Consider the following 24,747-nt stretch of genomic DNA (forward strand, 5'->3'; position numbering starts at 1 on the left):
GGTCCGGCGGGACCGGTCCGGCGCGGAGGACCACAGCGGGCCGACAGCCCGGCACGCCACGGGGGTGCGTGCCGGGCCGCCGCTCTTCCCCCACCGTGTCCTACCGTCCGGGCTCAGGCTTGAGCGGCCGCTTCGCGCGAACTCGCCGTCGCGGCACCTGTGCTGACCGGCCGTAATTCGTTTGACCCGGGCACGGGTCGACGCTGGACTGTGGCGGGGCACCACGCGTCGTGGCGCCGGTAACCCAGGGAGGCAGCGACAGCAATGAAGATCCGTTCCACGACCGACCAGGACCTCGACGTCTTCCTCGGCACCCTCCATGCCGCGTTCGGACGCTTCCCGGAGACCCCGGCCGAGGACGGCAGCGGGGTCTGGTGGTCGGCGACCGAGCTGAACCGCAGCCTGCTCGCCGTGGCGGCCGACGGGCGGCCGGTCGGCACCGCCAGCGCGTACTCCTTCGAGCTCACCCTGCCCGGTCAGGTCATCACCCCGGTCTCCGGGGTGAGCAACGTCGGCGTCCTGCCCACGCACCGCCGCCAGGGCGTGCTCACCGCGATGATGCGGCACCAGCTCGCCGAGCTGCGGGCCCGCGGGGAGGTCCTCTCCGTCCTGCTGGCCTCCGAGGCCCTGATCTACGGCAGGTTCGGCTACGGCCCGGCGACGTACACCGGGCGGCTGACGGTGCCGCGCCACCAGGCCGCCCTCGCAGCCCCCCGGGCCGGCGGCGCGGACACCGGTTCGGTCGAGGTGCTCCGGCGTGCCGAGTGCGGCGAGATCCTGGAGGAGGTCTACGACCGGTACCGCCGCACCCGGCCCGGCGCGCTGTCCCGGCCGCACCGCTGGTGGACCCTGGGCGCGGGACAGCCCCCGATCGCCCCGGCGCCGCGCTACATAGCCGTCCACCGGGACGCCGACGGCGTTCCGGACGGGTACGCCAGCTACTCGCTCGACGGGGACACCCTGACGGTCGACGAGACGATCGCCGTCGACGACGCCGTCTCCACCGCCCTGGCCCGGTTCGCCCTCGAACACGACCTGATCACCCGGGTCGTCTTCAAGCACTTCCCGTCCGAGCACCCGCTGCGCTGGCAGCTCGCGGACTTCAACGCCGCCCAGGTGGGCAACAGCACCGACTGGCTCTGGGTGCGGCTGCTGGACGTCCCGCGTGCGCTGACCTCACGCGGCTGGTTCAGCGACGGAGAGCTCGTCCTCGACGTCGACGACCCCTTCCTCGGCGAGCACGGCCGGTACCTGCTGGCCGTCCGGGACGGCAAGGCCGAGTGCGTCCCGACGGACCGGGAGCCCGACCTGTCCCTGGACGTGCGGGACCTGGGCGCGGTCTACCTCGGCGGCACCACCCCGAGCACGCTCGTCCGGGCCGGGCACATCCGGGCCCACCGCCCGGACGCGGCCGCCCTCGCTGACGCCCTCTTCCGCGCCGAGCGCCCACCGCACTGCCTGCACTGGTTCTGACGGGCGGGTGCCCGACCCCCGTCGGCGACGCGCCGGTCGCGGCGGGACCACCCCTGGTGGTGGCCCGGCCGCGACCGGCGGCGCATGCGCTACGACCGGTAGCGGAAGCGGATCCGGCCGCGGCTGAGGTCGTACGGGCTGAGCTCCACGAGCACCCGGTCCTGCGGGAGGATCTTGATGTGGTTCCTCCGGACCTTCCCGCTGATGTGGGCGAGCACGGTGTGCCCGTTCGGGAGTTCCACCTTGAAGTTGGCGTTGCGAAGGCACTCGACGACGATGCCTTCGACCTCTATGCCGTTGGCTGTTTTGGTCATGGCTCCCACCTCTTCGTTTCTTGGTTCACTTGACGCTGTGGTCGACCGGGAAGCCGCGAACGCGCGGCGGGGCGTCAGCGACGGACGAATTCCAGGGTGCTGCCCGCGCGCCGGGCGCCGATGCCCTCGAAGAGGGCGGTGGCGGCCGCGTTGGACTCCGTGACCTCGGCCCAGACCGAGGCCGTCCCGCGGCGGTGCAGCGCGTCCAGCGTGTCGGCCAGCAGCGCCCGGGCGATGCCGTGGCGCTGGAGGTCGGCCCGGACCGCGATCAGGCCGATCCGCGGCTGCCGGGTCAGCGGCGCAAGCCGGAGCAGCCCGACGTACCGGCCCGCCTGTCGGGCCACCGCGTACTTCGACGGGTCGACCACCGTGGTCCCCGCCGGGCAGGGCAGCACCTGGGCCGGCATCGCCTGCCAGCCGGGACCGGCCTCGATCTCGGCGTGCAGGACCTGGTCCAGGGCGCGCAGCGGCGCCTCCTCCGCCTGACCGACGGGCACGACGACCACGCCCGCCGGGGGCCGCACCGGGCCGAGCCCGGTGACCTGCGGGTCGGTGGGCACGACGTAGCCCCACTCGCGGCGCACGGTCGTGAAGCCGGCCCGCTGCCAGGCGGAGACCGAGTCCCGGTCGGTTTCGTCGGCGACGGCGTACAGCGGTGCCGGCAGGTCCGCCGTCATCGCTTCGGCGACGCGAGCGAAGACCTCACCGTGCCACGCGTCGATGCCGACGAAGAGCCGGCCGTCGGGCCGGACCGAGGCGTCGCCGCAGCCGACCACCTGGTCGCCGTCCATGGCGTGCCACTCGGTGTCCGACACCCGCGTGACCACGACCGCGTGGTCGCCGGTACCCGGGGTGTGGTCGCCGGTGCTGGGAATGGAATGCGAATCGTTCATGGTGTTGCCTTTCGGAAGTGCCTTCTTCGAGGCGCTCCCGGGCGACACCAAGGTCAATCGCCCGCCGTGACGGAAAGGGGGAGCACCCACACGGATACAGCCTTCATGGGTGTCACCTCCTCGCGTCGTCTCACGGCTGCGCAGACAGTAGCAGCCGACGATGTGCCCGCCCAACCCATTTATCGGTCCACGGGGGTCCGCCCGCACCCCCGTCGCGGGCGGACCCCGACGGCCGGCCGGGCGAGGGTCCGGCAGAGGTTCTCCACCTGGTGCTGGACCAGTACCTCGACCTGGTGGTCCGGGTGCACCAGCAGCACCGCGCCGCCGCTGAACAGGTAGTCGCCGACAGCGTGGTACGGGTTGCCGGGGTGGATCTCGGCGGAGATGTGCGAGGTCCGCGGGACGTCCCACAGCGTGCTGCCGTCCGGCCGGCGGTACTCGGTGGCCCGGCCGCTCTGGTCGCGGTCGACGTGGGCGCCGGTGTCCACGTTGGTGTACCGCAGGATCAGCGGCCCGCGCCAGAGCACCTTCGCGGGCGAGCCATCGGGGTAGCGGGTGACGGTCTTGGTCTCCTCCTGGTCGATCAGGGCGGCGATGTGCAGGTGGAACGGGCAGAGCGTCCCGGCGGGCGCATCGGTGTCCTGACCGTGGTACGGCTGCCAGCCGGCATCGTCGTCGGCCTGCGCGGCCGGGGCGGCCGGCAGGAGGACGGCCGCCGCCAGAACCGCGGCGAGGGCGGCCGGTCGGGTGAGGTACGTCGGCCGACGCATGGAAGCCTCCTGGAAGTCGGGTGGGGAGTCGCGCCGGGACCGGACGGCCGCTCGCAAGCCCACTGCCACCGCGGCCGCGCACTGGGTATCGTCGGACCGTGGTTGCGCCGGCGCGATGCTTTCGGCCTGAGCCGAAAGCCCGGGCGCGCTGGGAGGGGCGGAGCGTGGTGCTGCGGATCCGCTTCACGGCCGAGGACCTGCTCGGCACCCGGTTCGCGGACGGGCCGGCGCCGCTGATGGAGCTCGAACTGGCCGTCGCCATGCTGCAACGCCGCGATGCGGGCGCGGCGTTCGCCCGTCGGCACCGCCTGCTCGGTGCCACGGCCACGCGGTCCGTCGCGCCGCTGAGCGAGCTGGTCCCGGCGACCGGCGCGGGCCCGTTCTTCCTCGATCCGCTCAGCATCGACCTGGAACACGGGCTGGAGTCGGTGCGTTCCTCCGCCAACACGCTGGTCCGCAGCGAACTCGATCGCATCTGCCGCAACGGACTGCCCGTCACCCCCCCCTGATGCGGGGCCTGGCGGGCGAGGACCGGCAGGCCTGGCAGTACCTGGAGAACAGCCTGCGCGCCTCCCACGCGGCGCTGATCGATGCGGCCTGGCCGCGGCTGCGCACCCCCCGCGGGGTCGACCCCACCGAAGCCCTACGATGACCGCCATGAACACAGGGGGGTCGGACACCCGGCTCATCGACGGTCGCTTCGAACTCCTGGAGCGGCTCGGCGGCGGAGGCATGGGGCTGGTGTGGCGGGCGCGCGACGTCGTTCTGCACCGCGAGGTCGCGCTGAAGGAGGTACGCCCGCCCGACCCGGCCGCGTTCGACGGCGACCCGAGGGCCGCGCGGGTCATGCGCGAGCGGGTACTGCGCGAGGCCCGGTCGCTGGCCCGGCTCAGCGATCCGCACGTGGTGACGATCCATCACATCGTCGACCTGCCCGAATTCCCCCATCCCTGGCTGGTCATGGAGCTGGTGACCGGCGGCTCCCTGCACGACCGGCTGGCGCGCGGCCCGTTGTCGCCGCTGGAGGCGGCCGGGCTCGGACGCGGCGTGCTGTCCGCACTGCGCGCCGCTCACGCGGCCGGCATCCAGCACCGCGACGTCAAGCCCGGGAACGTCCTGCTGCGCCCCGACGGCACTCCGGTCCTCACCGACTTCGGCATCGCCGCACTGCGGGAGTCGACCAGTCTGACCACCACGGGCGGGCTGATCGGCTCACCCGAGTACATCGCCCCCGAGCGGATCCGCGGCGAGGAGGGCAACCCGGCCTCGGACCTCTGGTCGCTGGGGATGACGCTCTACGTCGCCGTCGAGGGCCGGCACCCGCTGCGGCGCGCCACCAGCCTCGCCACCCTCGCCGCCGTTCTCGACGAGCCGATCCCGCCGCCCGTGCGCTCCGGAGCGCTGGCCCCCGTCCTGTCCGCCCTCCTGGTCCGGGACACCGCGGCCCGGCCGGACGCCGAGCAACTCGACCGCCTGCTGGCGGCGGCCGAAGCGGCAGCCGAAGCGGAGACCGGTCCAGGAGTCGAAGGGGGGACCGGGCCAGGGGCCGAAGCAGCGGCGGAGCCGACCGCCGAGACCGTGCGCGCCGCCGTCGACACCGTGCGGTTGAACCCGCGATCCGACACGCCCTCCCCCACCCGGGTCGAGGACGTGCCCCCGGAGACGGCCCGGCCCCGTCCGGTCCACAGCCCTTCCACGCGCAGGGCGATCCGGTCCAGCTGGTTCGCCGCCGCCGTTCTGGCCGCCGCGATCGGATGGACGGTGAACAACGCCTACTCGCAGGGTGGCGCGTCGGACTACACGCCGGTCACCGCCTCCCCCGAGCACCCGGGCCTGATCACCCCGGAGGGCGCGCGCTCGGTGGTCCGGGCGTTGAGCCCGACGATGGGAGGCACCCAGGTCGTGGAGTTCTGGCTCGCCGCGGACAACGCGTACGGTCGAGCGCCCGTCCCGGGGAATCCGAGGCTCTACGACAAGTTCACCTACCGGGACGGCAAGCCCTCCCGCGATCCGAACGGCGGCGGCACCATGACCGCCGACGACAAGGCCGTCGACCTGAACGCCGTCGACTGGGACAAGCTCCCCGGGCTGCTGCAGCAGGCCTACACCACCCTCGGCATCGCCCACCCGACCGACGAGTACGTCATCGTGCAGTACGACACCTTCAACCCGGGGCCCGCGATCCTGGTCTACGTCAAGGACGCCTACGGCAGTGCCTACCTGTCGGCGGACTTCCAGGGCCATGTGAAGAGGACCGAGGCGCGCCCCCAGTAGGCGGTCCGCGCTCCGCCGGCACAGCCACTCCCTCCGCCGTCACGCTCGGGCCGTCCGGTGCGGAGCGTTCTGGCGCACGAGAGCCCGTTGCCCCCGGCTGCAGGGTCGTCCCTCACGTGGTCGTCATGTGCCGACGAGGCGGCCCGGTACCCGAGGGGTCGGGTACCGGGCCGGTCGGTGTGGCGTCGGGTCAGCGCGCTGCGGTCTTGCGGGTGCGGCGGGAGACGGAGTCCAGGACGACGGCGGCGAGCAGGACGGCACCAGTGATCATGTACTGGATGGCCTGGTTGACGTGGACCAGGTCGAGGCCGGTGATGATCGACTGGATGACCAGGATGCCCAGCAGGGCGGACCAGGTCTTGCCGCGCCCGCCGAAGAGGCTGGTGCCGCCGATGACGGCCGCGGCGATGGAGTTCATCAGGACGTTGCCGCCGCCGAGGAGCTTGTCGGCGGAGCCCTGCTGGGAGGCGATGAACAGACCGCCGAGGGCGGCCATGCCGGCGGAGATCATGAAGACCGAGATCCGGACCCAGGCGACGTTGATGCCCGCCCGGCGGGCGGCCTCCACGCCACCGCCGACGGCGAAGATCTGCCGGCCGTAGCCGGTACGGCGCAGGACGAAGTCGGTGATGACGACGACGGCCAGGAAGACCAGCAGGGGCAGCGGCAGGCCGCGGTCCTGGTTGAGCATGTAGGCGGCGGTCAGCGCGATGACGGCGAGGACGCCGGTGCGCAGCGCGATCTCGCCCATGGGCCGCGCGGTGAGGCCGGCGGCGGTCCGGCGGCGGGCGTCGAGGATCTGCCCGGCGGCGAAGAGCGCGATGCCGAGGACGGCGAGGCCCCAGGTGTAGGCGATGTCGCCGTCGCCGAGGAAGTAGGTGTCCAGGTTGGCCAGGACGCCGTCGTTGACGACGTTGACGGTGCCCTTGTCGCCGAGGACGTACTGCTGCAGACCGCTCCAGGCGAGCAGGCCGGCGAGGGTGACGACGAAGGCCGGTACGCCGATCTTGGCGAAGAAGAAGCCGTGCAGGGCGCCGATGGCGACGGCGGCGCCGACGGCGATCAGGCAGGCGACCCACTCGTTGTAGCCGGAGCGCACGGACAGGACGGCGGCGATCGCGGCGGAGACGCCGGCGACGGAGCCGAGGGAGAGGTCGATCTCGCCGAGGAGGAGCACGAAGACGATGCCGACGGCGATCAGGCCGGGGCCCGCGATCCACTTGGTGATGTTGGTGAGGTTGTCGGCGTTGAGGAAGTCCCCGGTGACGCTCTGGAAGATGGCGCCGATGAGGATCAGACCGAGGACGACGGGCACGGAGCCGAGGTCGCCGTTCTTCATCTTCCGCTTGAACTCCCCGAGGTAGCCGGCGAAGCCGGCCTCGCGGACGAGCAGGCGGGGATCGACCGCGGGGGTGGCCGGGGCGGGCTGGGCCGGGGTGGTCTGTTCGGTGGTCACTTCGCTTCCTCCGCGAGTCGGGCCTGGCGCCGGGTGACGGCGTTCTCGGTGGCGCCGGTGATGGCGGAGATGATCTCCTCGTGCGAGGTGCCGGCCACCTCGAAGACGCCGTTGTTGCGGCCCAGCCGCAGGACGGCGACCGTGTCGGCGACGGCCTTGACGTCGGCCATGTTGTGGCTGATCAGGATGACGCCGAGGCCGCGTTCGCGCAGGCGCTCGACGAGGTCGAGGACCTGGGCGGTCTGCTCGACGCCGAGGGCGGCGGTGGGCTCGTCCAGGATGACGATCTTGGGGTCGCCGACGAGGGCGCGGGCGATGGCGACCACCTGGCGCTGGCCGCCGGAGAGGGCGGCGATCGGGATGCGCACGCTCGGGATGCGGATGGAGAGGGTGTCGAGCAGTTCGCGGGCGCGCTTCTCCATGGCGACCTCGTCGAGCGTGCCGAAGCTCTTGAGCTCGCGGCCGAGGAAGAGGTTGCCGACCACGTCGAGGTTGTCGCAGAGCGCGAGGTCCTGGTAGACGGTGGCGACGCCGAGGGCCTGGGCGTCGTTCGGACGGCCGATGGAGACCGCCTTGCCCTCCCACTCGATCGTTCCCTCGTCGATGGGGTGGACGCCGGCGATGGTCTTCACCAGCGTGGACTTTCCGGCGCCGTTGTCGCCCACCAGGGCCACCACCTCGCCTGCGTGTACCTCCAGGTGCACGTCGGTCAGTGCCTGGACGGCGCCGAAGCGCTTGGAGACCCCGCGCAACGCCAGTACGGGTGCGCCTGTCACGTGAACCATCTCCTTCTTCCCGTGTGCGCCGTGATGGTGGGTCGGCGACCGGGCTGGCCCGCGCGCCGTGCGGGGCGGGCGGGTGAGCGTCGAAAAGGGGTGCTGGGGCGGGGCGGGGCCCGCCGCACGGTGTGGGCGGTGCTCCCCGGGGAGTGGGGAGCTCCGCCCGCGCGTGCTACGTCAGGCCGGCGGCGTGTTACTCCGAGCCGGCCGCGTGTTACTTCAGGCCGGCGGTGGCGCAGGCGGCGGCGTAGTCCGCGGTGCAGATGTCGGCGGCCTTGTAGAGGCCGTCGGCGATGACGGTGTCCTGGATGTTGGCCTTGGTGACGACCTTGGGGTCGAGCAGCTTGGCCGGGATGCCCTTGTCGGTGGCGCTGTCGATGCTGGCGCTGGCGACGGACTTGACGTCCTTGCCCTGCAGCAGGTCGACGGCCAGTTCGGCGGCGTTGTCGGCGAGCGGCTTGTAGGCCTTGTAGATGGTGTAGGCCTGGTCGCCGTTCACGATGCGCTGAACGGCGTCGAGGCCGGCGTCCTGGCCGCCGACCGGGACCTTGATACCCGCGCCCTGGAGCTGGGTGATGATCGCGCCGGCCATGCCGTCGTTGGCGGAGTAGACGGCCTGGAAGCCGTCCTTGCCGAACTGGGTGATCGCGGCGCCGATCTTCTGCCCGGCGACGGTGGGCTTCCACTCGCCCGACTGCTCGTAGACGACCTTCTTGACCTTGCCGTCGAGGACCTTGTGGGCGCCCGCCTTGAACTGGCCGGCGTTCGGGTCCGCGTCGTCGCCGTTGATCATGACGATGTTGGCGTCGGCGGCCTTGCCCCCGAGGGCGTCGACCAGGGCCTGGCCCTGGAGCTCGCCGACCTTCTCGTTGTCGAAGGAGACGTAGGCGGCGACCGGGCCGGTGGCCAGGCGGTCGTAGGCGACGACCTTGACGCCCTTGGCGGCGGCCTCCTTGACCCAGGCCTGGGTGGAGGTGGCGTCGAAGGCGTCCAGGACGATGACCTTCACGCCCTGGGCGATCAGGGTGTCGAACTGCTGCTTCTGCTTGGCGGCGCTGCCCTCGGCGTTGTTGTAGAGCACCTTGCAGTCCGCGCACAGGGCCTTGACCTTGGCCTCGATGAACGGGCGGTCGAAGGACTCGTAGCGCGTCGAGGACGCGTTCTCGGGCAGCAGCAGACCGATGGACTTGTTGTCGCCGGAGGCGGCGGAGTCCTTCTTGTCGCCGCCGGCCTTGCCGCACGCGGCCATGGACAGGGCCATCGAGACGGCTGCGGTGGCGATGACGGCGCGACGCATCGTTGCGTTCATGTGGGGGTGCCTCCCTGACGTCGCCGCGACGGTGCGGCGGGGTGGGACGGAGTCAACCCGCATATGCCAGATGGAGTCAAGAAGTAAATCCATGACGAGACCAGACTGGGCCTTTTCGTTATCTTCCTGAAGGCATTCGTTCATCAGTCGAACTCGACGGATCGGCCGATCTCCGGCGCGCCGACCCGTTGGGTTCGACTACGTCCGACGTGGTCAACGGACTGGATCCCCAGGGCTCCGCCCGAACATGTGCGGAACTGGTGTGTTCAAGATGTGTCCGCTGCGGCGTTTCTCCTCCAGTCGGACACATGCTCCACGGCGGCGGCCCCACCGGCGGGCCGTCCGACCCGCGGGGCTCCAGGGGCACGACTCTCCAGCCCGGCACGGACACTGACGCCGCGTCAGCGGTGGTGTGCGAGGGTGACCGCCCGCCCCCACCGCCCGCCCACCGGTCCGACCGCCGGCCGGGCAGGAGCAGGCACAGCGGAACGGCGACGGCGGTGAGCGCGACCGACCACCAGAAGGCGGTGTCGTAGCCGCGGGCCAGCCCCTCGGGGGTGCGAGCGCCGCTGGTGGCGTGCTGGAGGATGACGGCCAGGACGGCGACACCGACCGATCCACCGATCTGCCGGGCGACGCGGCCGATGATGCCGGCGTCGGGGATCTCGCCGTGCCGCAGGCCGACGTAGGCGGCGCCCATGGGGGCGATCATGGCGGCCGTCGCCGACACCGACCGGATCTTCCACGCTCTGCTCGGTGCGGCAGCCCTCGGTGGCCTCGTCCCCCTCCTGGCGCTGAGCCTGGCGGCCCTGGTGGTCACGCTCCGGGCCTGGTCGCGGCACCTGCGCGCCGCGGACTGACACACCGGACTGCCACACCGGGGCCGTACCGGGTCAGCCCCAGGGCGGCCGGCCCCTCCCCTCCGCCCACAGGGCGAGCGCCTGCCGGTCGACGGCGCGGATGCCGACCTGGGCGCAGAACGCGGCGGCGGGCTTGGTGAACGAGCTGGTCGTCACCACGGCGGCCAGGTCGCAGCGGTGCACGTCGCGGTAGGTGCCGTTGACCTTCTGGACGTCATCCGAGCCGACGAAGGTCCGCGGCCCGTACCGCTTGGCCTGGATCAGGATCCGTTGCCCGGCGGGAGTGGTCGCGAGTACGTCCGCCGCGAGGTCCCCGGCTCCGCCGACCACCGTCACCTTCGTGCAGCCGTCCCGCCGGCACAGGTCCGCCAGCGCGTGCTCGAACGCCTTCGGACTCATCGTCAGGAACGGCCCGATGTGCCGCAGCTGCGCCGCCCGCGCGTCAAACTCCCGCTGCCGCGCCCGCACTCGCGCGCGCAGCACCACGACACTCACCCCCGCGCCCACGGCCAGCAGCGCCGCGACCAGCAGCAGGTGATGGGCCAACCACCGCACCACCAAGGCGAGCAGAACGAGTCCGCCGACCGCCACGGTCAGCAGCGCGTTGCCCCTGGCCTGCCGCGCCCGGCGAGCAGCGTTCGACCGGCGTCGCCTGACAGACCTGCGAGCCACGGCATTCCCCCTCGCGCCACGGTGTTCGTGCGAACTGTGAGCGTAGAAGCCGCTGTTGCCGGGCCGCCCGCGATCCCGGCGAACTCCGCCGGCTGCGACGCCGAGTTGTCCGGATCCCGGCGCCCGACGGCCGAACAGCCCTCACCGGGCAGGCGAGGGCGACTCGGCCGAGGCGTGCAGCAGCAGGTCGCGCAGGGCCGTGGCGGTGTCCGACGGCTCGACGGGGGTGAGGACGACCTGGTCGACGGTGGTCGAAGGGCCGGTGAGGGGGATGACGCGCAGGCCGGGCGGTTGGTGGTCGAGCGCGGATTCGACGGTGATGCCGATGCCGGTTCCCGCGGCGACGTGAGCGGCGATGGCCTGCACACTGTCGTCGGTCCGGATGATGCGAAGGTCGGCTCCGCCGATCCGGAAGGCGGACAGGAGGCGGTCGCAGAGCCCACTGTTGATCTGGTGGGGCCAGGTGAGCAGGTCGGCGATCTTCATGGTGACGGCCTTGGCAAAGTCCTTGAGCGCCTGCTGCTGAACGTCCGCGTTGCCCGCTCCGAGCCACTCGTTCGCACGCCGGGCCTCGGTGAGCTGCCGACACTGCTCCGCAAACCCGGGCGCCACCTTGCGACCCGGCTTCCAATGAGCGTGCTGCTCGACCGCGAGGTTCCAGACGTACCGGGCGTGCGCACAGTGCAGGAGCATCCGCTCTTCCTGCGCAGGCGTCGGATACAGCCGAAAACGTGACACACCGTTACTCTATCCTCACGCAATGGCTGGCGTAATCAAGTTCATGTCCGGCTCAGGGTCCACAGCGCTCACCAGGTCATCGACGCCAACCCGGTCCAGGCAGCAGACCCGCCCGAATCCCCTCAGCGGTACCAGGTACGAATGGCCTCCGCCGCCTCCCGTACGTCCGCGTGCCCGGCGCGGATGCGGGCCGCGAGGGCGACGGCCTGTTCGGGTTCGGCGGTGACGATGACGCCGGAGGCACTGAGGTAGGCGGCGGCGACCACGACGGCGAAGTGCTCGTTCCCGAACTCCAGGGCCGGGACCCGGATCAGTTGGTGCATCAGGGCGGCGGCGCGCTGGTGGACGGCTTCGTACACGGGGACGTCCATGACGGAGTCGGCGTGCCGGGCGACGGCTGCGGCGAGGGTGCCGTAGTCGGTGATGTCCGGGTCGTCCGGCAGGCACTGGTGGGCGATGTCGAGCAGCCAGGCCCGGTCGATCCGGAGGATCACGCGGCGTCCGCCCAGGTCACGCGGGCGCTCCCCACGGACGGCCCGGACCGGGCCGAGAACGCGGGCCACCGCCGCGCGCGCTCGCCGAGGGCACGGTGCACTGTGTCGTCCGGTCGCACGGTCGGCTGTTTCATGGTCGCGAGCGTAGCGATGTGCAGCAGGCGCTACCAAAGCTCGGGGGATCCACACCCGGGCGGTGCGCCGCCTGTGTCGGGATCCGCGCCGACGCGTAAGGACACGGCCCAGCCCGCCCGGACGGTCCGGGCGGGCTGAACTCGGCCGAGGCGGCCGCTCAGAACCACTCGGGCCGACAGTCCCCCGCCGTCCGGTCCAGGCTGTCGAGCAGGTCGAACTGCGGCCCGGTACGCGGGAGTTCTACCCGGAAGAAGTACCGGGCGGCCTGCCGCTTGCCCTCGTGGAAGGCGTCCGCGCCGTCGCCCAGGGCGAGGTACTGCTCCAGCCAGATCCAGGCCAGCACCACGTGGCCGACGGCCTCCAGGTAGACGGAGGCGTTGGGCAGCGCGGTCGCCGGGTCCCCGGTCGACCAGAGCACTGCGGTGGTCCGCCCGATCCGGCCGGCGGCCTGCTCCAGCGCGGCGGCCAGCTCCGCCGCCTCCCCGCCGGCCTCCTCGGCCCGCAGGGCGGTTGCCGCGAACGTGTCGAGGAGCAGTGTCAGCCCCGCCCCGCCGTTCATGACGACCTTGCGGCCGAGCAGGTCCAGTCCGTGGATGCCGTGGGTGCCCTCGTGGATGGGGTTGAGCCGGTTGTCGCGGTAGAACTGCTCGACGTCGTACTCGCGGGTGTAGCCGTAGCCGCCGTGCACCTGGATGGCGAGGTCGTTGGCGGCCAGGCACCACTGCGAGGGCCAGCTCTTGGCGATCGGGGTCAGGACGTCCAGGAGCAGGTGGGCGCGGGTGCGCTCGGACTCCTGCTCGGCGGTGGTCTCCTCGTCCAGCAGGCGGCTGCAGTACAGGCCGAGGGCGAGGGCGCCCTCCACGTAGCTCTTCTGCGCCAGCAGCATCCGGCGCACGTCCGGGTGCTCGATGATCGGGACCTGCGGGGCGTTCGGGTCCTTGCCGGTGAGCGGACGGCCCTGGGGGCGGGTGCGGGCGTAGTCGAGGGCGTGCAGGTAGCCGGTGTAGCCGAGCGCCGTGGCGCCCTGGCCGACGCCGATGCGGGCCTCGTTCATCATGTGGAACATGTAGGCGAGCCCGTGGTGGGCCTCGCCGACCAGGTATCCCACCGCGCCCGGGGCGCCGCCCGGGGTGTGCCGTCCCTCGCCGAAGTTGAGCATCGTGTTGGTGGTGCCGCGGTAGCCCATCTTGTGGTTGAGACCGGCCGGTACCACGTCGTTGCGCTCCCCCGAAGTGCCGTCCCGCCGGACCAGGAACTTGGGCACGATGAACAGCGAGATGCCCTTCACGCCCGCCGGACCGCCGGGGATCTTCGCCAGCACCAGGTGGACGATGTTCTCGCTCAGCTCATGGTCGCCGCCGGAGATCCACATCTTGGTGCCGGTGATCCGGTACGTGCCGTCGCCCTGCGGCACCGCCTTGGTGGTGATGTCCGCGAGCGAGGAACCGGCCTGGGGCTCCGACAGGCACATGGTGCCGTAGAAGCGGCCCTCGACCATGGGGCGCACGAAGGTGTCGATCTGCTCCGGAGTGCCGTACGCCCGGAGCAGGTTGGCGTTGCCGACGGTGAGCAGCGGGTAGGAGGCGGTGGCGATGTTGGCGGCCTGGAACCAGGCCCGGCAGGCGTTGGCGACCACGACGGGCAGCTGCTGGCCGCCGACCTCGTAGTCCATCGCGGCGCCGACCAGTCCGGCCTCGGCGAAGACCCGCAGGGCCTCCTTGACCTCCGGGATGACGTGCACCCGTTCGCCGTCGAAGCGGGGCTCCTCGGCGTCGCTCTTCTTGTTGTGGGTGGCGAAGTGCCGCGTCGCGATGGCCTCGCTGAGCTCCAGCACGGCGTCGAAGGTGTCCCGGTCGTGGTCGGCGAAGCGGGGGCGGCGGGTGAGGGCCGTGACGTCCAGCCAGTCGTGCAGCAGGAATTCGAGGTCTCGACGGGAGAGCAGCAGGGAGTCCAAGGTCATGCGTCCGTTCGGGGAGGACAACGGGGACAGGGAGAACGACAGGAGCAGGTGCGGGCATCGGGGGTCTTTCCCCGCCCGTCATGCCACCACCACACCCCGGCCGGTGTCGAGATGGGTGGGCGCGGCAGCATGATGTCCGGTGCCCGCTGTCGTCCACGAGCCCGAACTCGAAAGCGAGACCGCGACCATGCTCAACGATCCCCGGGGCAGCACCGTCGACGGACTGCTGCGGCGAAGTGCCCGCCGCGCACCCGACCGCATCGCGCTGTCCTTCACCGACCGCACCTGGACCTACCGGCAGCTCGACGACGCGGTCAGCCGCGCCGCCGGGTACCTGACGGCGCTGGGTCTGCGCCCCGGCGACCGGGTCGCGGCCTACGGACGCAACTCCGACGCCTACGCGATCGCCTTCCTCGCCTGCGCCCGGGCCGGTCTGGTGCACGTCCCGGTCAACTACGCGCTGACCGGCGGGGAGTTGATCCATCTGCTCGGCCGGTCCGGCAGCCGGGTGGTCCTGACCGACCCGGCGCTGGCGCCGGAGGTCGACCGTGTCCGGACTCGGCTCGACATCGAGCACGTGGTGCCGCTGCGCGACGGCGACTCCGGGTTGCTCGACGCCGCGCTACTCGACACCGCGCTGCTCAGCGCCGCGCTGACCGGCCCGGTGCCCGACCCGGACACCGAGGTGCGCGACACCGACCTCGCCCAGCTGCTCTACACCTCCGGCACCACCTCCCGCCCCAAGGGCGCGATGATGACCCACCGCGCGCTCACCCACCAGTACGTGTCCGCGATCCTCGCCCTCGACCTGCGCGAGGACGACCGGCCGCTGATCTGCATGCCGCTCCACCACTCGGCCGGCCTGCACGTCTTCCTGCTGCCCTACCTCGCCGTCGGCGCCTCCGTGGTACTGATGGAGTCGCCGGACATCCCCGAGGTGCTCCGGCGGATCGAGAGCGACCGGATCGGCTCGCTCTTCCTCGCCCCGACGGTGTGGGTGCCGCTGGCCGACCACCCCGATCTCGACCGGCGCGACCTGTCCTCCCTGCGCAAGGCGCAGTACGGCGCCTCGATCATGCCGGTGACGGTGCTCGACCGGCTGCGCGCCCGCCACCCCGACGTGGGCTTCTACAACTGCTTCGGCCAGTCGGAGGTCGGGCCGCTCGCCGCGGTGCTGCGGCCCGAGGAGCACCCGGAGCGACCGTCCTCGTGCGGGCGCCCGGTGCTGTTCGTGGAGACCCGGATCGTCGACCGCGACGGGGCGGACGCGCCGCCCGGCACCCCGGGCGAAATCGTCTACCGATCCCCGCAGTTGTGCCTCGGGTACTGGGACAGGCCGGAGGAGACCGCCGAGGCGTTCAAGGACGGCTGGTTCCACTCCGGCGACCTGGTCGTCGCCGACGAGGCCGGCTACCTCACCGTCGTCGACCGCATCAAGGACGTCATCAACACCGGCGGCGTCCTGGTGGCCTCCCGCGAGGTCGAGGACGCGGTCCACACCCACCCCGCCGTCGCCGAGGTCGCGGTGATCGGCGCACCCGACGAGAAGTGGATCGAGGCGGTCACCGCCTTCGTCGTCCTCAAGCCCGACGCCGTCGCTCCCACGGCCGCTGAACTCATCACCCACGTCAAGGGCCGCCTGGCGCCCTTCAAGGCCCCGAAGAACGTCGTCTTCGTCGCCGACCTGCCGCGCAACCAGAGCGGCAAGCTGCTCAAGCGCGAACTCCGGGCACGGCTCTCCGTCGACTGAGCACGCACAGCCGTTCCTTGAGGGATCGGGCCATCAGCGTCCTGGTGCCCTGACGGACGACGTCCACGGGCAGGGCGGCCCTCGACCGCCGTCACGGTCGAGGGCCGCCCCCACAGGCTCAGTGCAGGACGTCGAGCGCGTTGTCCGCGTTGTTGACGAAGTAGACCGCGTCGTGGTCCAGGTCCAGGGCGAGGCCGAAGAGCGCGCCGGCGCCGGGCGGGGTGCCCTCGTTGTTGATCTGCTTGGTCGCCACCTGCCGGCCGTGCTCGGTGGTCTCGACGATGTTGCCGTCCCCGCCGTTGACCGTCAGGATGTCGCCCCTGGGCGTGAGGGCCATCCCGAGCGGGCCGTTGAGGCTGCCGCCCTCGGTGACGACCCGGCCGATGCCCGCGCTGTCCTCCCGGGTCAGCGCGTGCGGGATGGCGGTGATCCGGCTCCGCACCGTGTCGGCGACGAAGAGGGTGTCGTCGCGGCCGAGGGCGACGCCGGTCGGGCCGACCACCAGCGCCGCCGGGTCGGTCCGCTCGGGGAAGCCGGAGCCGATCACCGTGGTGGCCACCGGCTGCGGCGGCTGGTCGCCCTCGGTGCACAGGGTGATCCGCAGGACGGTGCCCTCGTCGACCTCCGCGCCGCCGCCCGCGACCGTCCCGTTGAGCACGTTGGTGACGAACAGCTCGGTCCGCCCGCTCCCCCCGCCCCGCTTCTCGGTGCTGACGGCGGTCATGTCCCACGGTCCGTTGATGTAGTCGTTCGCGATCGTCTCGCGCACCGTACCGTGCTTGTCGAGCACCAGCAGGCAGCCGGCCATGGCGGTGGCCGAGCTGCCGTCCGCGGTGGGCAGGCTGCCGACCACGACCCAACCGCCGGGCAGCACGGTCAGCGCCGTGGTGAGGCCGACCCCGCCGGGGCACGGGCCGGGCAGATTGTTCGGGTCGATCGTGGCGAACGTGGTCCGGGTGCCGCCCGGGGTGATCTGGACCAGGGTGGTGCCCCTGCCCTGCTCGCCTGACGGCGGGTTGGCCGAGTTGTTGAAGTTGCTGACCAGGACGTTGCCCCGGTGAAGATCACCGATGCTCTCGCGGATGGTGAACGTGCCGTACGGGTTCACGTCGCCGTTCTCGGGGACGGTGGACGCGACGGTGGACACGGTGTTCAACCGGTCCAGGAACGGCCTTTGGTCCGCTGCCCCGGCCGGGGACGCCGTCGCGGCCCCGGCCGGGCACGCGACGGCGGTCAGACCGAGGGTCAGCGCGGCGGTCACCAGCGCGCTCGAACATGCCCGAAGCTTCATGTGTACTGCCTCCTGGAGGGCGGGCCGGACCGCTCGTCCTGGCCCGCGGAAGTGCTCAACGTGGCCCCCGGAACGCCACGTTAGGCACGCACCTACGCGGACCGCCTGACGACGTCGGCCAAATTGCCGATCACTCCAGGTGACGGTCGCTGGTGGCTTTCACCCGGAAAGCACCGGCAGACGGGTACGGAACGTGGTCGCCCCAGGGGTGTCGAGGACGGTGAGCGTCCCCCCGTGGATGGCGGCGATGTCGCGGGCGATCGGCAGGCCGAGACCGGTGCCGCCGTCGTCCCGGCTGCGGGCGTCGTCGAGGCGGGCGAAGCGTTCGAAGATCTTCTCCCGGTCGGCCGGGTCGATCACCGGCCCGTCGTTCGCCACGTCCAGCACGGCCCCGCCACAGGCCCGGTCGACGGCGAGGCGGACGGTGACGCGGTGTCGGGCGTGGCGCTGGGCGTTGTCGAGCAGGTTGGTGAGCAGCCGTCCGAGCCACAGCGGGTTGCCGGGCACGGTGACGGCGGTGGGCAGGTGGACGGTGACGAGGTGGGGCTCCGCTCCTCGGGCCGCGAGCGTGGTGTGCACCAGCTCCACCAGATCGACGGGTTCACCCGGCCAGTCGTGGCCGGCCACGTCCAGGCGGGCGAGCAGCAGCAGGTCGGCGGCGAGGGCCTGGAGACGTTCGGTGTCCTCCAGGGCTCCGGCCACCAGGTCGCCGCGCACCTCGGGGTCGGGGTGGGCGCGGGCGACTTCCAGCTGGGTGCGCAGCACCGTCAGGGGGCTGCGCAGTTCGTGGGAGGCGTCGGCGATGAAGCGGCGCTGGCGGTGCCCGGCGGCTTCGAGGCGCCCGAGCATCGCGTTCATGGTGCCGGCCAGCCGGGCGATCTCGTCGTCGCTGCGCGGTTCGGGGACCCGGCGGTCGAGGTCCCGGTCGCCGATGGCGGCGACCTCGGCACGGATCGCCTCGACCGGCCGCAGGGCGCGGCCGGTCGCCCGCCAGGTGAGGGCGCCGACGGTGAGCAGCAGCACCGTGCTCAGCCCGGCGAGGGCGGCGGTGGTGAGGTCCTCGGCGGCGTCGACGGTGCGCAGCGAGGCGCCGACGTGGATGGTGACCGGGCCGGTGGGGGTGACGGCGGTCAGCGTGGTGACGCGCTGGTGGTGTTCGTCACCCAGGGCGCGCAGGTTGAAGGTGCTGTGGCCGTTCGGGTGGCCGGTGGGGGCGACCGCCGGGTGGCCGGTCAGGTTCTGGCTGGCGGCGACCACCCGGCCGCTCGCGTCGACCACCTGGATGAAGTCGGTGCCGTGGTCGAGCGGGAGCTGGCTGCCGAGCCGCCCGTCCTCGGCCGTGCGGGCGACGGCCTCGGCCTGCTCGCGGGCGCCGTCCTCGACGGTCCGGGCCAGGTTGGCGCGCAGCAGCAGGACCACGGCGCCCGAGGCGACGGCGAGGACGACGGCGACGCTGAGGCAGGCGGCGAGGGTGGTGCGGGCGCGGACCGAGCGCGGCGTCAGCCGGTCGACCAGGGCCGCGAGGCGGGGGTGCCGGGCGAGGCGGAGGTGTCCGGCGAGGCGGCGGCGCAGGGCGGCACGGACCCGGCGGATCGGGGTGCGGTCAGCCACCGTCGGCCGCCAGTCGGTAGCCGGCACCGCGCACGGTCTGCACGGCGGCCCGCCCGTACGGGGTGTCGATCTTGCGCCGCAGGGCGCTGACGTGGACCTCGACGGTGTTGGGGTCGCTGTCCGGGCCGCTGTCCCAGACCGCTTCGAGGATCTCGCGCTTGGAGACGGCCTCGCCGGCCCGCCGCGCGAGGTGGTCGAGGATGGCGAACTCGCGCGGGGTGAGGGCGACGGCCACGCCGCCCCGGGTGCAGGTGCGGGCGGCGGAGTCCACCACCAGGTCACCCAGGACGGTGCGCCGTGGCGCCCGGCTGCCGATCCGGCGGGCGAGCGCCTTCAGCCGGGCGACCAGCACGACGAAGGAGAACGGCTTGGACAGGTAGTCGTCGGCGCCGGTGTCCAGTGCCTCGGCCTCGTCCCACTCGCCGTCCTTGGCGGTGAGCATCAGGATGCCGACGTCGCTGCCGGAGGCGCGCAGTCGCGAGCACACCCGGTAGCCGTTGAGGCCGGGCAGCATGATGTCGAGCACGACCACGTCGTAGGCCTGGTCCATGGCCTGGGCGAGGCCGGACAGGCCGTCGTGGGCGACGTCGACGGTGAACCCCTCGGCGGCCAGCCCGTGCTGCAGGGCCAGGGCCAGCCGACGTTCGTCCTCCACCACCAGTACGCGCATGCCCACCAGGGTCGCAGGTCGCCTCGGCGGGAGGCTGAAGGGGTCTTCAGGTCTTCAGCTGATCTTCAGCAAGGCCCGGACATCCTGTCCGTCTCGCCCGGGGACGGCCCGGGCCTGGTCGAGGAGCGGGGTGGGTGCTGTGAGCGAGCCCATGGAAGGCACGGAGCCGAAGAAGAGCGCGGGCAGGACGCGCACGGGCCTGGGCCGGGCCGGACGCTGGGTGCGCGGCCGGTCGAAGCGCTGGGTCGTGGTCGGCGCGGCGGCGGTCGTGCTGGGCGGCGCGGCGGCCGCGGTGGCGGTGCACCACGAGCACGAGGGCCACGGCGACGGCCGGAAGTGGGCGGCGGGCGAGCACGAGCGGTACGACGGCCAGGACCAGCAGGGCGGCCAGGGCCAGCAGCGCGGCGGCCGCCACGGCCACCACGGCGGCCAGGACCAGCAGGGCAGCCAGGACCAGCAGGGCAGCCAGGACCAGCAGCGCGGCGGCCGCCACGGCCACCACGGCGGCCAGGACCAGCAGGGCGGCCAGGACCGCACCGGCGGGGACAGCCGGACCGAGGCGGACGCACCGGCCCCGCTGCCGGCCACCGACGCCGCCACGGCCGTGGCCAAGGCCTCGGCCGCGGTCTCCGGCGGCAAGGTGGAGTCGCTGAGCCCGGTCGGCGAGCAGGGCGGCGGCCAGGCCTGGCAAGCCGTGGTCCTCGGCCCCGACGGCGTGCGGCACGCGGTGACTGTGGACGGCGCCAACGGCACGATCACCGGCAACACCGTCCTCGGCGGCTGACGTGGGCGCCACGACGACCCCCCGGGCGGCCCAGCGCCGCCCGGGCGCGCCCGCGCGGCCCGTCCTGAGCAAGGTCCCGCAGGTGACGGCGGTGTTCTGGGTCGTCAAGATCCTCACCACCGGCATGGGCGAGACCACCTCCGACTACCTCGCCCGGGTCCTCGGGCCGGTGCCGGCGGTCGGCTCGGCCGGGCTGCTGCTGGCCGTCGCGCTGTTCGCCCAGGCCCGGGCCCGGCGCTACGTCCCGGCGGTGTACTGGGCGGCGGTGATCATGGTGAGCGTGTTCGGCACCATGGCCGCCGACGTCGCCCATGTCGCCCTCGGGGTGCCGTACGTCGCCTCGGCGGCGACGTTCGCCCTCGTCCTCGCCCTGGTGTTCGCGCTGTGGCGCCGCACCGAGGGGACGCTCGCGGTGGAGACCGTCGCGGGCGGCCGCCGGGAGGTCTTCTACTGGTGCGCGGTGATGGCCACCTTCGCGCTCGGCACGGCCGTCGGCGACCTGACCGCGGCCACCCTGGGCTGGGGCTACCTGCCCTCCGGGCTGCTGTTCGCCGCCCTGATCGCGGTACCCGCACTGGCCCACCGGCTCTCCGGCCTGTCGCCGGTCCTGACCTTCTGGTGGGCCTATGTGCTCACCCGCCCGCTCGGCGCCTGCTTCGCCGACTGGGCCGGCGTCAGCCGTGAGCGCGGCGGTCTGGACCTCGGCACCGGGCCGGTCAGCCTGGTGCTCGCGGTGATCATCGTGGCGGCCGTGGCGTGGCTGAGCGCCGCCGGGCGCCGGGAGACGCGAGCATCGGCCTGACCTCCGATCAGCCGTCGGGCCCCCACGGGCCCGGCTCCGAGGAAGGGCGCGGCACCCGATGAACCTCCCGTCGAGCCTTCCGGCCGTCAACCCGCCGGACGCCGGATCACTCCCCCTGGGGATCGCGTTCGTGCCGGAGCCGATCCCAGCGGGTGCGCGATGACGGTCGGCGGGCCGGGCCCGCTGCGTCCCGTGGCGCCGGCGGACCGTGGTGTGACCCGCGCCGCCCGGCGCCGGTGGCAGGTGGCCGCCGGCGCCGCGGTGCTGCTGTTCACGGTCCTGGCGGCGCTGCTGGCCAGCCAGGACCAGGCGCCGTTCGACTTCGAGCGCTGGGCCGACAACTGGAGCGCGGCCCACCGGCCGGGCGCCGCCCGGGCGGTGGCCGTCGTGATCACCGACCTCGGCTCCGGCGTGGTTCCCTACCTCCTCGTCCTGGCCGCCGGGGCCGTCACCCTTCGGGCCATGCCCGTACCCCGCCCCCCACGCCGGGCCGTCCCCGTGTTCCTGGCCCCGGTGCTCTGGATGGTCGCGGGCCAGCTCGTCCGGCTGGGCCTGATGTACGCCTTCGAGCGCCCCCGCCCGCCACGGACGAACTGGGCTGCCGACGCCTCCGGCTACTCCTTCCCCTCCGGACACTCCTTCACCTCGACGGTCTGCGCCGGACTGCTCGCCATGGCCGTCGTCCGAGCCCACCAGGCAGCGGCCCGGACCGCCGTCGTGGGCGCCGTCCTGTTCGCGGCCCTGGTCGGCCTCAGCCGTATCTACCTCGGAGTGCACTGGCCCCTGGACGTCCTCGGCGGCTGGCTGCTCGGCTGCGCCTGGCTCGCGGTGGGCACAGCGGTCGTGCCGCTGACCCAGCGCGCGACGACATCCACGAGCCCCTCCTCGAACCGGCCTGCCGCGTGACGCGGACGCTCAGTGTTCGGCGGCGTTGCGGAACTGCACCGCGATCGCCCCGGCCCGGCGAATGTCCGTGGTGCCGAAGACCGCGACGGAGCCCACCGTCGACGCGTCGCCCCAGCGGCACACCACGGCGCTCTTCCCGGGCTGGCTCCCGCACTGCATGGCTCCGCCCAACGGGCCGGCATCGACGTCCTCGGGATCGTCGATCTTGGCGCCCGCGAAGAAGTTGACCAGGCCCCAGGAGAGGGAATGCGTACGGATCTCCTCGGCGAGCCGGGGACTCCACTGCGCGGTGGAGGCGCTGAAGATCAGGCCCGGCCGGGTGTCGTCCGGCGTGGCCGAGTAGAACCAGACGCGCTCGGGGGTCGTGCCCGGCAGCCGGGCCGACAGGCTTTCCGCGGCCTCACCGGTGATCTGGTGGTAACCAGCGACCGTCGCCGGAGGATCGACGGTGCGCCCGACCGGACCTGACTCGGCCGCCGGGCCGAAGGACGGGTCCGAACCCACCTGGACCACCACCGCGGTCAGCACGGCGCCGGCGACGAGGAGAGTCGCGAGAACACTGACGGTCCTGCGTCTGCTTCGCACCGCGGCGACGTGGGGCGCCTCCTCGACTGTGCGAGCGACCGGGTTGCGCCACGTGCCGGTGAACCGCCAGGCGAGGAGAACCGCGATGAGAGCGGGTATACCCCACGTTCCGACGAGATATCCGACTTGGTACGCATGCGAATGCGTGTCAGCAGCGAGAATCACGCCGCGCATCGTAGCGAGCCCGCCCGGGCGGACCGGTCAACGGGACCGCAGGTGGATGTCCAGGCCCGCCGTCCCCTCGGGCTCGATGCCCGGCAGGAGTCGCATCGAGCGGTCGTGGTCGCCCCCGTCGAGGGTGCGGTACGGGATCGGCTCATCCGTGAACAGCCCGTCCAGCCGCCTCCCGTACGCCTCCGTGGCGGCTGCGAAGGCGTCTGCGGAGAAGTCCTTCGCGCCGTGGACGGCGAACGGCTCCAGCGGCGCCAGGCCGGTGAACCAGAACAGGCCGTGCTGGAGCTGGTGGAGGACGTCGGCGAGGCGGCCGTGGGCACCGCGGTCGGAGAACAACCACCCGCTGCGCGCTCGCCCACGCCATGATCACCGAGACCGACGAGGGGCACCTCGCCCGGGACCGGGCCCCCGCCGTCCTCGCCTCCAGCCTGCTCGCCCTCCTCCGCCGCCCCGCCTAGCGGCGCCCTGCTGCGGCCCGAGGCGGCCGGCCAGGCAGCCCCACGACGCCCCCGGCCGGGCCTGGCGGCCGCCATCGGCTCCAGGCCGGGACCGCGCTACAGTCCCCGCCATGACCGAACCCGTGCGCGCACCCTTCGGCAACTTCCCGACCGTCGTCCCGGCGCTGGAGGCGGGCGTCGGCCTCGCCGCGCCCGTGGCCCACGCCCTGGAGAACTGGGACGCCCGGGAGGCCGCCGCATCCGTGCTCTACGTGGACACCGACCCGGAGAAGGCGGACACCGCGGTCTTCTGCGCGGCGTACGACGCGCCGCTGGAGCTCTCGGCGAACTGCGTGGTGGTCGCCGCCAAGCGCGCCGGCGAGGTGACCATGGCCGCCTGCCTCGCCCTCGCCACCACCCGGGTGGACGTCAACAAGGCGGTCCGCACCCACCTCGGGGCACGGAAGGCGTCCTTCGCCCCGATGGACACCGCGGTCGAGCTCACCGGTATGGAGTACGGCGGCATCACCCCCGTCGGCCTGCCCGGCGACTGGCCGCTGCTCATCGACGCGGCGGTGGCCGAGGCGCCGTACGTCCTGATCGGCAGCGGCCGGCGCCGGGGCAAGCTGATCCTGCCCGGCCGGGCGCTGACCCGACTCCCGGGTGCCGAGGTCCTGCCGGGCCTGGCCGGCTGACGGCGGAAGGCGAGCGCCGGGCGGGCACTCGCCCGGAGGGTTGCTCGTCCCCGGCCGAGCCTGCGGACGAGTTCACCTGCAAGCTGTTGTGACACCCGTACGAGCTGCGGCGACTCCCGGTCACCCCGCCGACGGCCTGGTCACGGGCTCCCCGCCGTCGTCCCGGACCCACGCTCCGACGCCGAGGCGTCCGGTGGTACCCAGGTCGAGTTCCGGGGTGACCATCACCGGGTCCGCGCCCGGGACGGCGCGGACCCGGACGTAGGGGGCGTTCACCGGCGCGCCGGCCTCGGTGGTGTTGCGCCACACCAGGGTGGCGTGGGCGCCCTCCCCCGGGTACAGAGCGATCTCCTGCGGCGGGGTGTCCGCGCCGGTGCCGGTGGCGATCCCGGCGCCGCCGGTCAGGATGCGCACCCCGTCGACCGGCCGGTGCTCCAGGTCGAGCAACTGCAGCTGCGGGTAGCCGTTGACGGTCACCGTGGACGTCCCGCAGTTGCGCAGGAGCAGGCCGACCACCCGCAGGCCCATCGCGGCGTCGCCCTGGTCGGCGTACACCCGCAGACCCGACGCCGGGCAGGGGCCGCCGGGCTGCGGGGCCTCGGCGCTGGGGACGCTGCGGACCCGGGCGATCTTCAGCTGCGGCCCGGCGCCCGGCCGCTCCGGGCCGCGCCCGGCCAGGTCGATCCGCTTCTTCTCGGTGGCGCCCGGGGCGAGCCCGGCGATGGTTTCGGTCACGCTGTCCAGCGCGGCCCCGGATGCCGAGAGCCGGCTGAACAGCACGGTGACATCGGCGGGTTCGCCGCCCGAGTTGGTCACCTCGTACTCCGCGCACTTCGAGTTGACAGCGGTGATCCGCACCCCGTCCCCCGCCGGCCCGGGCGTGTCCGGCACCCCGCCGGACACCGGGGCCGCCGG

Annotated in this window: 26 protein-coding genes; 10 read left to right on the top strand and 16 right to left on the bottom strand. The window is 72.9% G+C overall.

Annotated elements, in window-relative coordinates:
* The first annotated feature begins 264 nt into the window (after positions 1–264).
* Entirely contained in the window at positions 265–1,473 is a 1,209-nt protein-coding gene (locus ABZW30_RS41475) for a GNAT family N-acetyltransferase (protein WP_355676490.1), read from the top strand.
* An 89-nt stretch (positions 1,474–1,562) separates the two neighbouring features.
* On the opposite strand, the gene infA is transcribed toward ABZW30_RS41475, so the two are convergent.
* The 3 genes from infA to ABZW30_RS41490 all read right to left on the bottom strand — a co-directional run bounded on the left by infA (position 1,563) and on the right by ABZW30_RS41490 (position 3,450).
* A complete protein-coding gene (gene infA, locus ABZW30_RS41480; protein WP_355676491.1) occupies positions 1,563–1,787 on the bottom strand; it encodes a translation initiation factor IF-1 in 225 nt (74 codons plus the stop codon).
* Positions 1,788–1,861: 74 nt separating this feature from the next.
* On the bottom strand, positions 1,862–2,680 hold the full coding sequence (locus ABZW30_RS41485; protein WP_355676492.1) for a GNAT family N-acetyltransferase: 819 nt from the start codon (positions 2,678–2,680) through the stop codon (positions 1,862–1,864).
* 179 nt (positions 2,681–2,859) lie between these two features.
* Positions 2,860–3,450, bottom strand: coding sequence for a hypothetical protein (locus ABZW30_RS41490; protein WP_355676493.1), 591 nt, complete (start codon positions 3,448–3,450; stop codon positions 2,860–2,862).
* Positions 3,451–3,614: 164 nt separating this feature from the next.
* Between ABZW30_RS41490 and ABZW30_RS41495 the strand changes: the two genes are divergently transcribed.
* Genes ABZW30_RS41495 through ABZW30_RS41505 form a run of 3 tightly spaced genes read left to right on the top strand, consistent with a single transcriptional unit; the run spans position 3,615 to position 5,724 of the window.
* A complete protein-coding gene (locus ABZW30_RS41495; protein ID WP_355676494.1) occupies positions 3,615–3,959 on the top strand; it encodes a regulator in 345 nt (114 codons plus the stop codon).
* Positions 3,959–4,102, top strand: a complete 144-nt coding sequence (locus ABZW30_RS41500) for a hypothetical protein (protein WP_355676495.1) — start codon at positions 3,959–3,961, stop codon at positions 4,100–4,102. The genes ABZW30_RS41495 and ABZW30_RS41500 overlap by 1 nt, the downstream gene beginning before the upstream one ends.
* Before the next feature lie 5 nt (positions 4,103–4,107).
* The gene (locus ABZW30_RS41505) at positions 4,108–5,724 is read left to right on the top strand and encodes a serine/threonine-protein kinase (RefSeq protein WP_355676496.1); all 1,617 of its coding nucleotides are present in this window, start codon (positions 4,108–4,110) and stop codon (positions 5,722–5,724) included.
* Between the two features lie 190 nt (positions 5,725–5,914).
* Here the strand turns inward: ABZW30_RS41505 and ABZW30_RS41510 are convergent, their stop codons facing one another.
* The 3 genes from ABZW30_RS41510 to ABZW30_RS41520 all read right to left on the bottom strand — a co-directional run bounded on the left by ABZW30_RS41510 (position 5,915) and on the right by ABZW30_RS41520 (position 9,268).
* Positions 5,915–7,180, bottom strand: coding sequence for a sugar ABC transporter permease (locus ABZW30_RS41510; protein ID WP_355676497.1), 1,266 nt, complete (start codon positions 7,178–7,180; stop codon positions 5,915–5,917).
* Complete coding sequence (locus ABZW30_RS41515; RefSeq protein WP_355676498.1) at positions 7,177–7,965, bottom strand: ATP-binding cassette domain-containing protein; 789 nt, start codon at positions 7,963–7,965, stop codon at positions 7,177–7,179. Before ABZW30_RS41515 ends, ABZW30_RS41510 begins: the two co-directional genes overlap by 4 nt.
* A 208-nt stretch (positions 7,966–8,173) precedes the next feature.
* Entirely contained in the window at positions 8,174–9,268 is a 1,095-nt protein-coding gene (locus ABZW30_RS41520; protein WP_355676499.1) for a substrate-binding domain-containing protein, read from the bottom strand.
* Positions 9,269–9,966: 698 nt separating this feature from the next.
* Between ABZW30_RS41520 and ABZW30_RS41525 the strand changes: the two genes are divergently transcribed.
* Positions 9,967–10,128 (top strand): hypothetical protein, encoded by a 162-nt coding sequence (locus ABZW30_RS41525; RefSeq protein WP_355676500.1) that lies wholly within the window; start codon positions 9,967–9,969, stop codon positions 10,126–10,128.
* 33 nt (positions 10,129–10,161) lie between these two features.
* Here the strand turns inward: ABZW30_RS41525 and ABZW30_RS41530 are convergent, their stop codons facing one another.
* The 4 genes from ABZW30_RS41530 to ABZW30_RS41545 form a co-directional block, all read right to left on the bottom strand.
* Positions 10,162–10,800: a restriction endonuclease gene (locus ABZW30_RS41530; RefSeq protein WP_355676501.1), complete on the bottom strand. Its 639-nt coding sequence runs from the start codon at positions 10,798–10,800 to the stop codon at positions 10,162–10,164.
* A gap of 141 nt (positions 10,801–10,941) precedes the next feature.
* Entirely contained in the window at positions 10,942–11,538 is a 597-nt protein-coding gene (locus ABZW30_RS41535) for a helix-turn-helix domain-containing protein (RefSeq protein WP_355676502.1), read from the bottom strand.
* A gap of 122 nt (positions 11,539–11,660) precedes the next feature.
* Positions 11,661–12,032: a fic family toxin-antitoxin system, toxin component gene (locus tag ABZW30_RS41540; RefSeq protein WP_355676503.1), complete on the bottom strand. Its 372-nt coding sequence runs from the start codon at positions 12,030–12,032 to the stop codon at positions 11,661–11,663.
* 292 nt (positions 12,033–12,324) lie between these two features.
* On the bottom strand, positions 12,325–14,127 hold the full coding sequence (locus ABZW30_RS41545; protein ID WP_355676504.1) for an acyl-CoA dehydrogenase: 1,803 nt from the start codon (positions 14,125–14,127) through the stop codon (positions 12,325–12,327).
* Positions 14,128–14,314: 187 nt separating this feature from the next.
* Between ABZW30_RS41545 and ABZW30_RS41550 the strand changes: the two genes are divergently transcribed.
* Positions 14,315–15,877 (top strand): acyl-CoA synthetase, encoded by a 1,563-nt coding sequence (locus ABZW30_RS41550; RefSeq protein WP_355676514.1) that lies wholly within the window; start codon positions 14,315–14,317, stop codon positions 15,875–15,877.
* 118 nt (positions 15,878–15,995) lie between these two features.
* Here ABZW30_RS41550 and ABZW30_RS41555 read toward each other — a convergent pair whose 3' ends face one another.
* From ABZW30_RS41555 to ABZW30_RS41565, 3 genes are all read right to left on the bottom strand, one after another.
* Positions 15,996–17,168, bottom strand: coding sequence for a hypothetical protein (locus ABZW30_RS41555; RefSeq protein ID WP_355676505.1), 1,173 nt, complete (start codon positions 17,166–17,168; stop codon positions 15,996–15,998).
* Positions 17,169–17,327: 159 nt separating this feature from the next.
* The gene (locus tag ABZW30_RS41560; protein ID WP_355676506.1) at positions 17,328–18,779 is read right to left on the bottom strand and encodes an ATP-binding protein; all 1,452 of its coding nucleotides are present in this window, start codon (positions 18,777–18,779) and stop codon (positions 17,328–17,330) included.
* On the bottom strand, positions 18,772–19,449 hold the full coding sequence (locus tag ABZW30_RS41565; RefSeq protein ID WP_355676507.1) for a response regulator transcription factor: 678 nt from the start codon (positions 19,447–19,449) through the stop codon (positions 18,772–18,774). Before ABZW30_RS41565 ends, ABZW30_RS41560 begins: the two co-directional genes overlap by 8 nt.
* A 139-nt stretch (positions 19,450–19,588) precedes the next feature.
* Between ABZW30_RS41565 and ABZW30_RS41570 the strand changes: the two genes are divergently transcribed.
* The 3 genes from ABZW30_RS41570 to ABZW30_RS41580 all read left to right on the top strand — a co-directional run bounded on the left by ABZW30_RS41570 (position 19,589) and on the right by ABZW30_RS41580 (position 21,941).
* Entirely contained in the window at positions 19,589–20,233 is a 645-nt protein-coding gene (locus tag ABZW30_RS41570) for a hypothetical protein (RefSeq protein ID WP_355676508.1), read from the top strand.
* A 1-nt stretch (position 20,234) separates the two neighbouring features.
* On the top strand, positions 20,235–21,035 hold the full coding sequence (locus ABZW30_RS41575) for a hypothetical protein (protein ID WP_355676509.1): 801 nt from the start codon (positions 20,235–20,237) through the stop codon (positions 21,033–21,035).
* A 213-nt stretch (positions 21,036–21,248) separates the two neighbouring features.
* Positions 21,249–21,941, top strand: coding sequence for a phosphatase PAP2 family protein (locus ABZW30_RS41580; protein ID WP_355676510.1), 693 nt, complete (start codon positions 21,249–21,251; stop codon positions 21,939–21,941).
* Between the two features lie 9 nt (positions 21,942–21,950).
* Here ABZW30_RS41580 and ABZW30_RS41585 read toward each other — a convergent pair whose 3' ends face one another.
* The gene (locus ABZW30_RS41585; protein WP_355676511.1) at positions 21,951–22,526 is read right to left on the bottom strand and encodes a hypothetical protein; all 576 of its coding nucleotides are present in this window, start codon (positions 22,524–22,526) and stop codon (positions 21,951–21,953) included.
* Positions 22,527–22,727: 201 nt separating this feature from the next.
* Positions 22,728–23,036: a hypothetical protein gene (locus ABZW30_RS41590; protein ID WP_355676512.1), complete on the bottom strand. Its 309-nt coding sequence runs from the start codon at positions 23,034–23,036 to the stop codon at positions 22,728–22,730.
* A gap of 232 nt (positions 23,037–23,268) precedes the next feature.
* Between ABZW30_RS41590 and ABZW30_RS41595 the strand changes: the two genes are divergently transcribed.
* The gene (locus tag ABZW30_RS41595; RefSeq protein WP_355676513.1) at positions 23,269–23,832 is read left to right on the top strand and encodes a YbaK/EbsC family protein; all 564 of its coding nucleotides are present in this window, start codon (positions 23,269–23,271) and stop codon (positions 23,830–23,832) included.
* Between the two features lie 120 nt (positions 23,833–23,952).
* Here the strand turns inward: ABZW30_RS41595 and ABZW30_RS41600 are convergent, their stop codons facing one another.
* Positions 23,953–24,735: a DUF4232 domain-containing protein gene (locus ABZW30_RS41600; RefSeq protein WP_355676515.1), complete on the bottom strand. Its 783-nt coding sequence runs from the start codon at positions 24,733–24,735 to the stop codon at positions 23,953–23,955.
* Positions 24,736–24,747 lie beyond the last annotated feature (12 nt).

Origin of the sequence: Kitasatospora sp. NPDC004669 (genome assembly GCF_040609455.1) — a bacterium.
In the GTDB taxonomy this organism is placed as follows: Bacteria; Actinomycetota; Actinomycetes; order Streptomycetales; family Streptomycetaceae; genus Kitasatospora.

Coding starts and splice junctions, on each gene's coding strand:
- ABZW30_RS41515 (WP_355676498.1), bottom strand. CDS start 7,965: ATGGTTCACGTGACAGGCGCACCCGTACTGGCGTTGCGCGGGGTCTCC.
- ABZW30_RS41565 (WP_355676507.1), bottom strand. CDS start 19,449: ATGCGCGTACTGGTGGTGGAGGACGAACGTCGGCTGGCCCTGGCCCTG.
- ABZW30_RS41505 (WP_355676496.1), top strand. CDS start 4,108: ATGAACACAGGGGGGTCGGACACCCGGCTCATCGACGGTCGCTTCGAA.
- ABZW30_RS41545 (WP_355676504.1), bottom strand. CDS start 14,127: ATGACCTTGGACTCCCTGCTGCTCTCCCGTCGAGACCTCGAATTCCTG.
- ABZW30_RS41595 (WP_355676513.1), top strand. CDS start 23,269: ATGACCGAACCCGTGCGCGCACCCTTCGGCAACTTCCCGACCGTCGTC.
- ABZW30_RS41490 (WP_355676493.1), bottom strand. CDS start 3,450: ATGCGTCGGCCGACGTACCTCACCCGACCGGCCGCCCTCGCCGCGGTT.
- ABZW30_RS41500 (WP_355676495.1), top strand. CDS start 3,959: ATGCGGGGCCTGGCGGGCGAGGACCGGCAGGCCTGGCAGTACCTGGAG.
- ABZW30_RS41550 (WP_355676514.1), top strand. CDS start 14,315: ATGCTCAACGATCCCCGGGGCAGCACCGTCGACGGACTGCTGCGGCGA.
- infA (WP_355676491.1), bottom strand. CDS start 1,787: ATGACCAAAACAGCCAACGGCATAGAGGTCGAAGGCATCGTCGTCGAG.
- ABZW30_RS41525 (WP_355676500.1), top strand. CDS start 9,967: ATGGGGGCGATCATGGCGGCCGTCGCCGACACCGACCGGATCTTCCAC.
- ABZW30_RS41475 (WP_355676490.1), top strand. CDS start 265: ATGAAGATCCGTTCCACGACCGACCAGGACCTCGACGTCTTCCTCGGC.
- ABZW30_RS41485 (WP_355676492.1), bottom strand. CDS start 2,680: ATGAACGATTCGCATTCCATTCCCAGCACCGGCGACCACACCCCGGGT.
- ABZW30_RS41555 (WP_355676505.1), bottom strand. CDS start 17,168: ATGAAGCTTCGGGCATGTTCGAGCGCGCTGGTGACCGCCGCGCTGACC.
- ABZW30_RS41520 (WP_355676499.1), bottom strand. CDS start 9,268: ATGAACGCAACGATGCGTCGCGCCGTCATCGCCACCGCAGCCGTCTCG.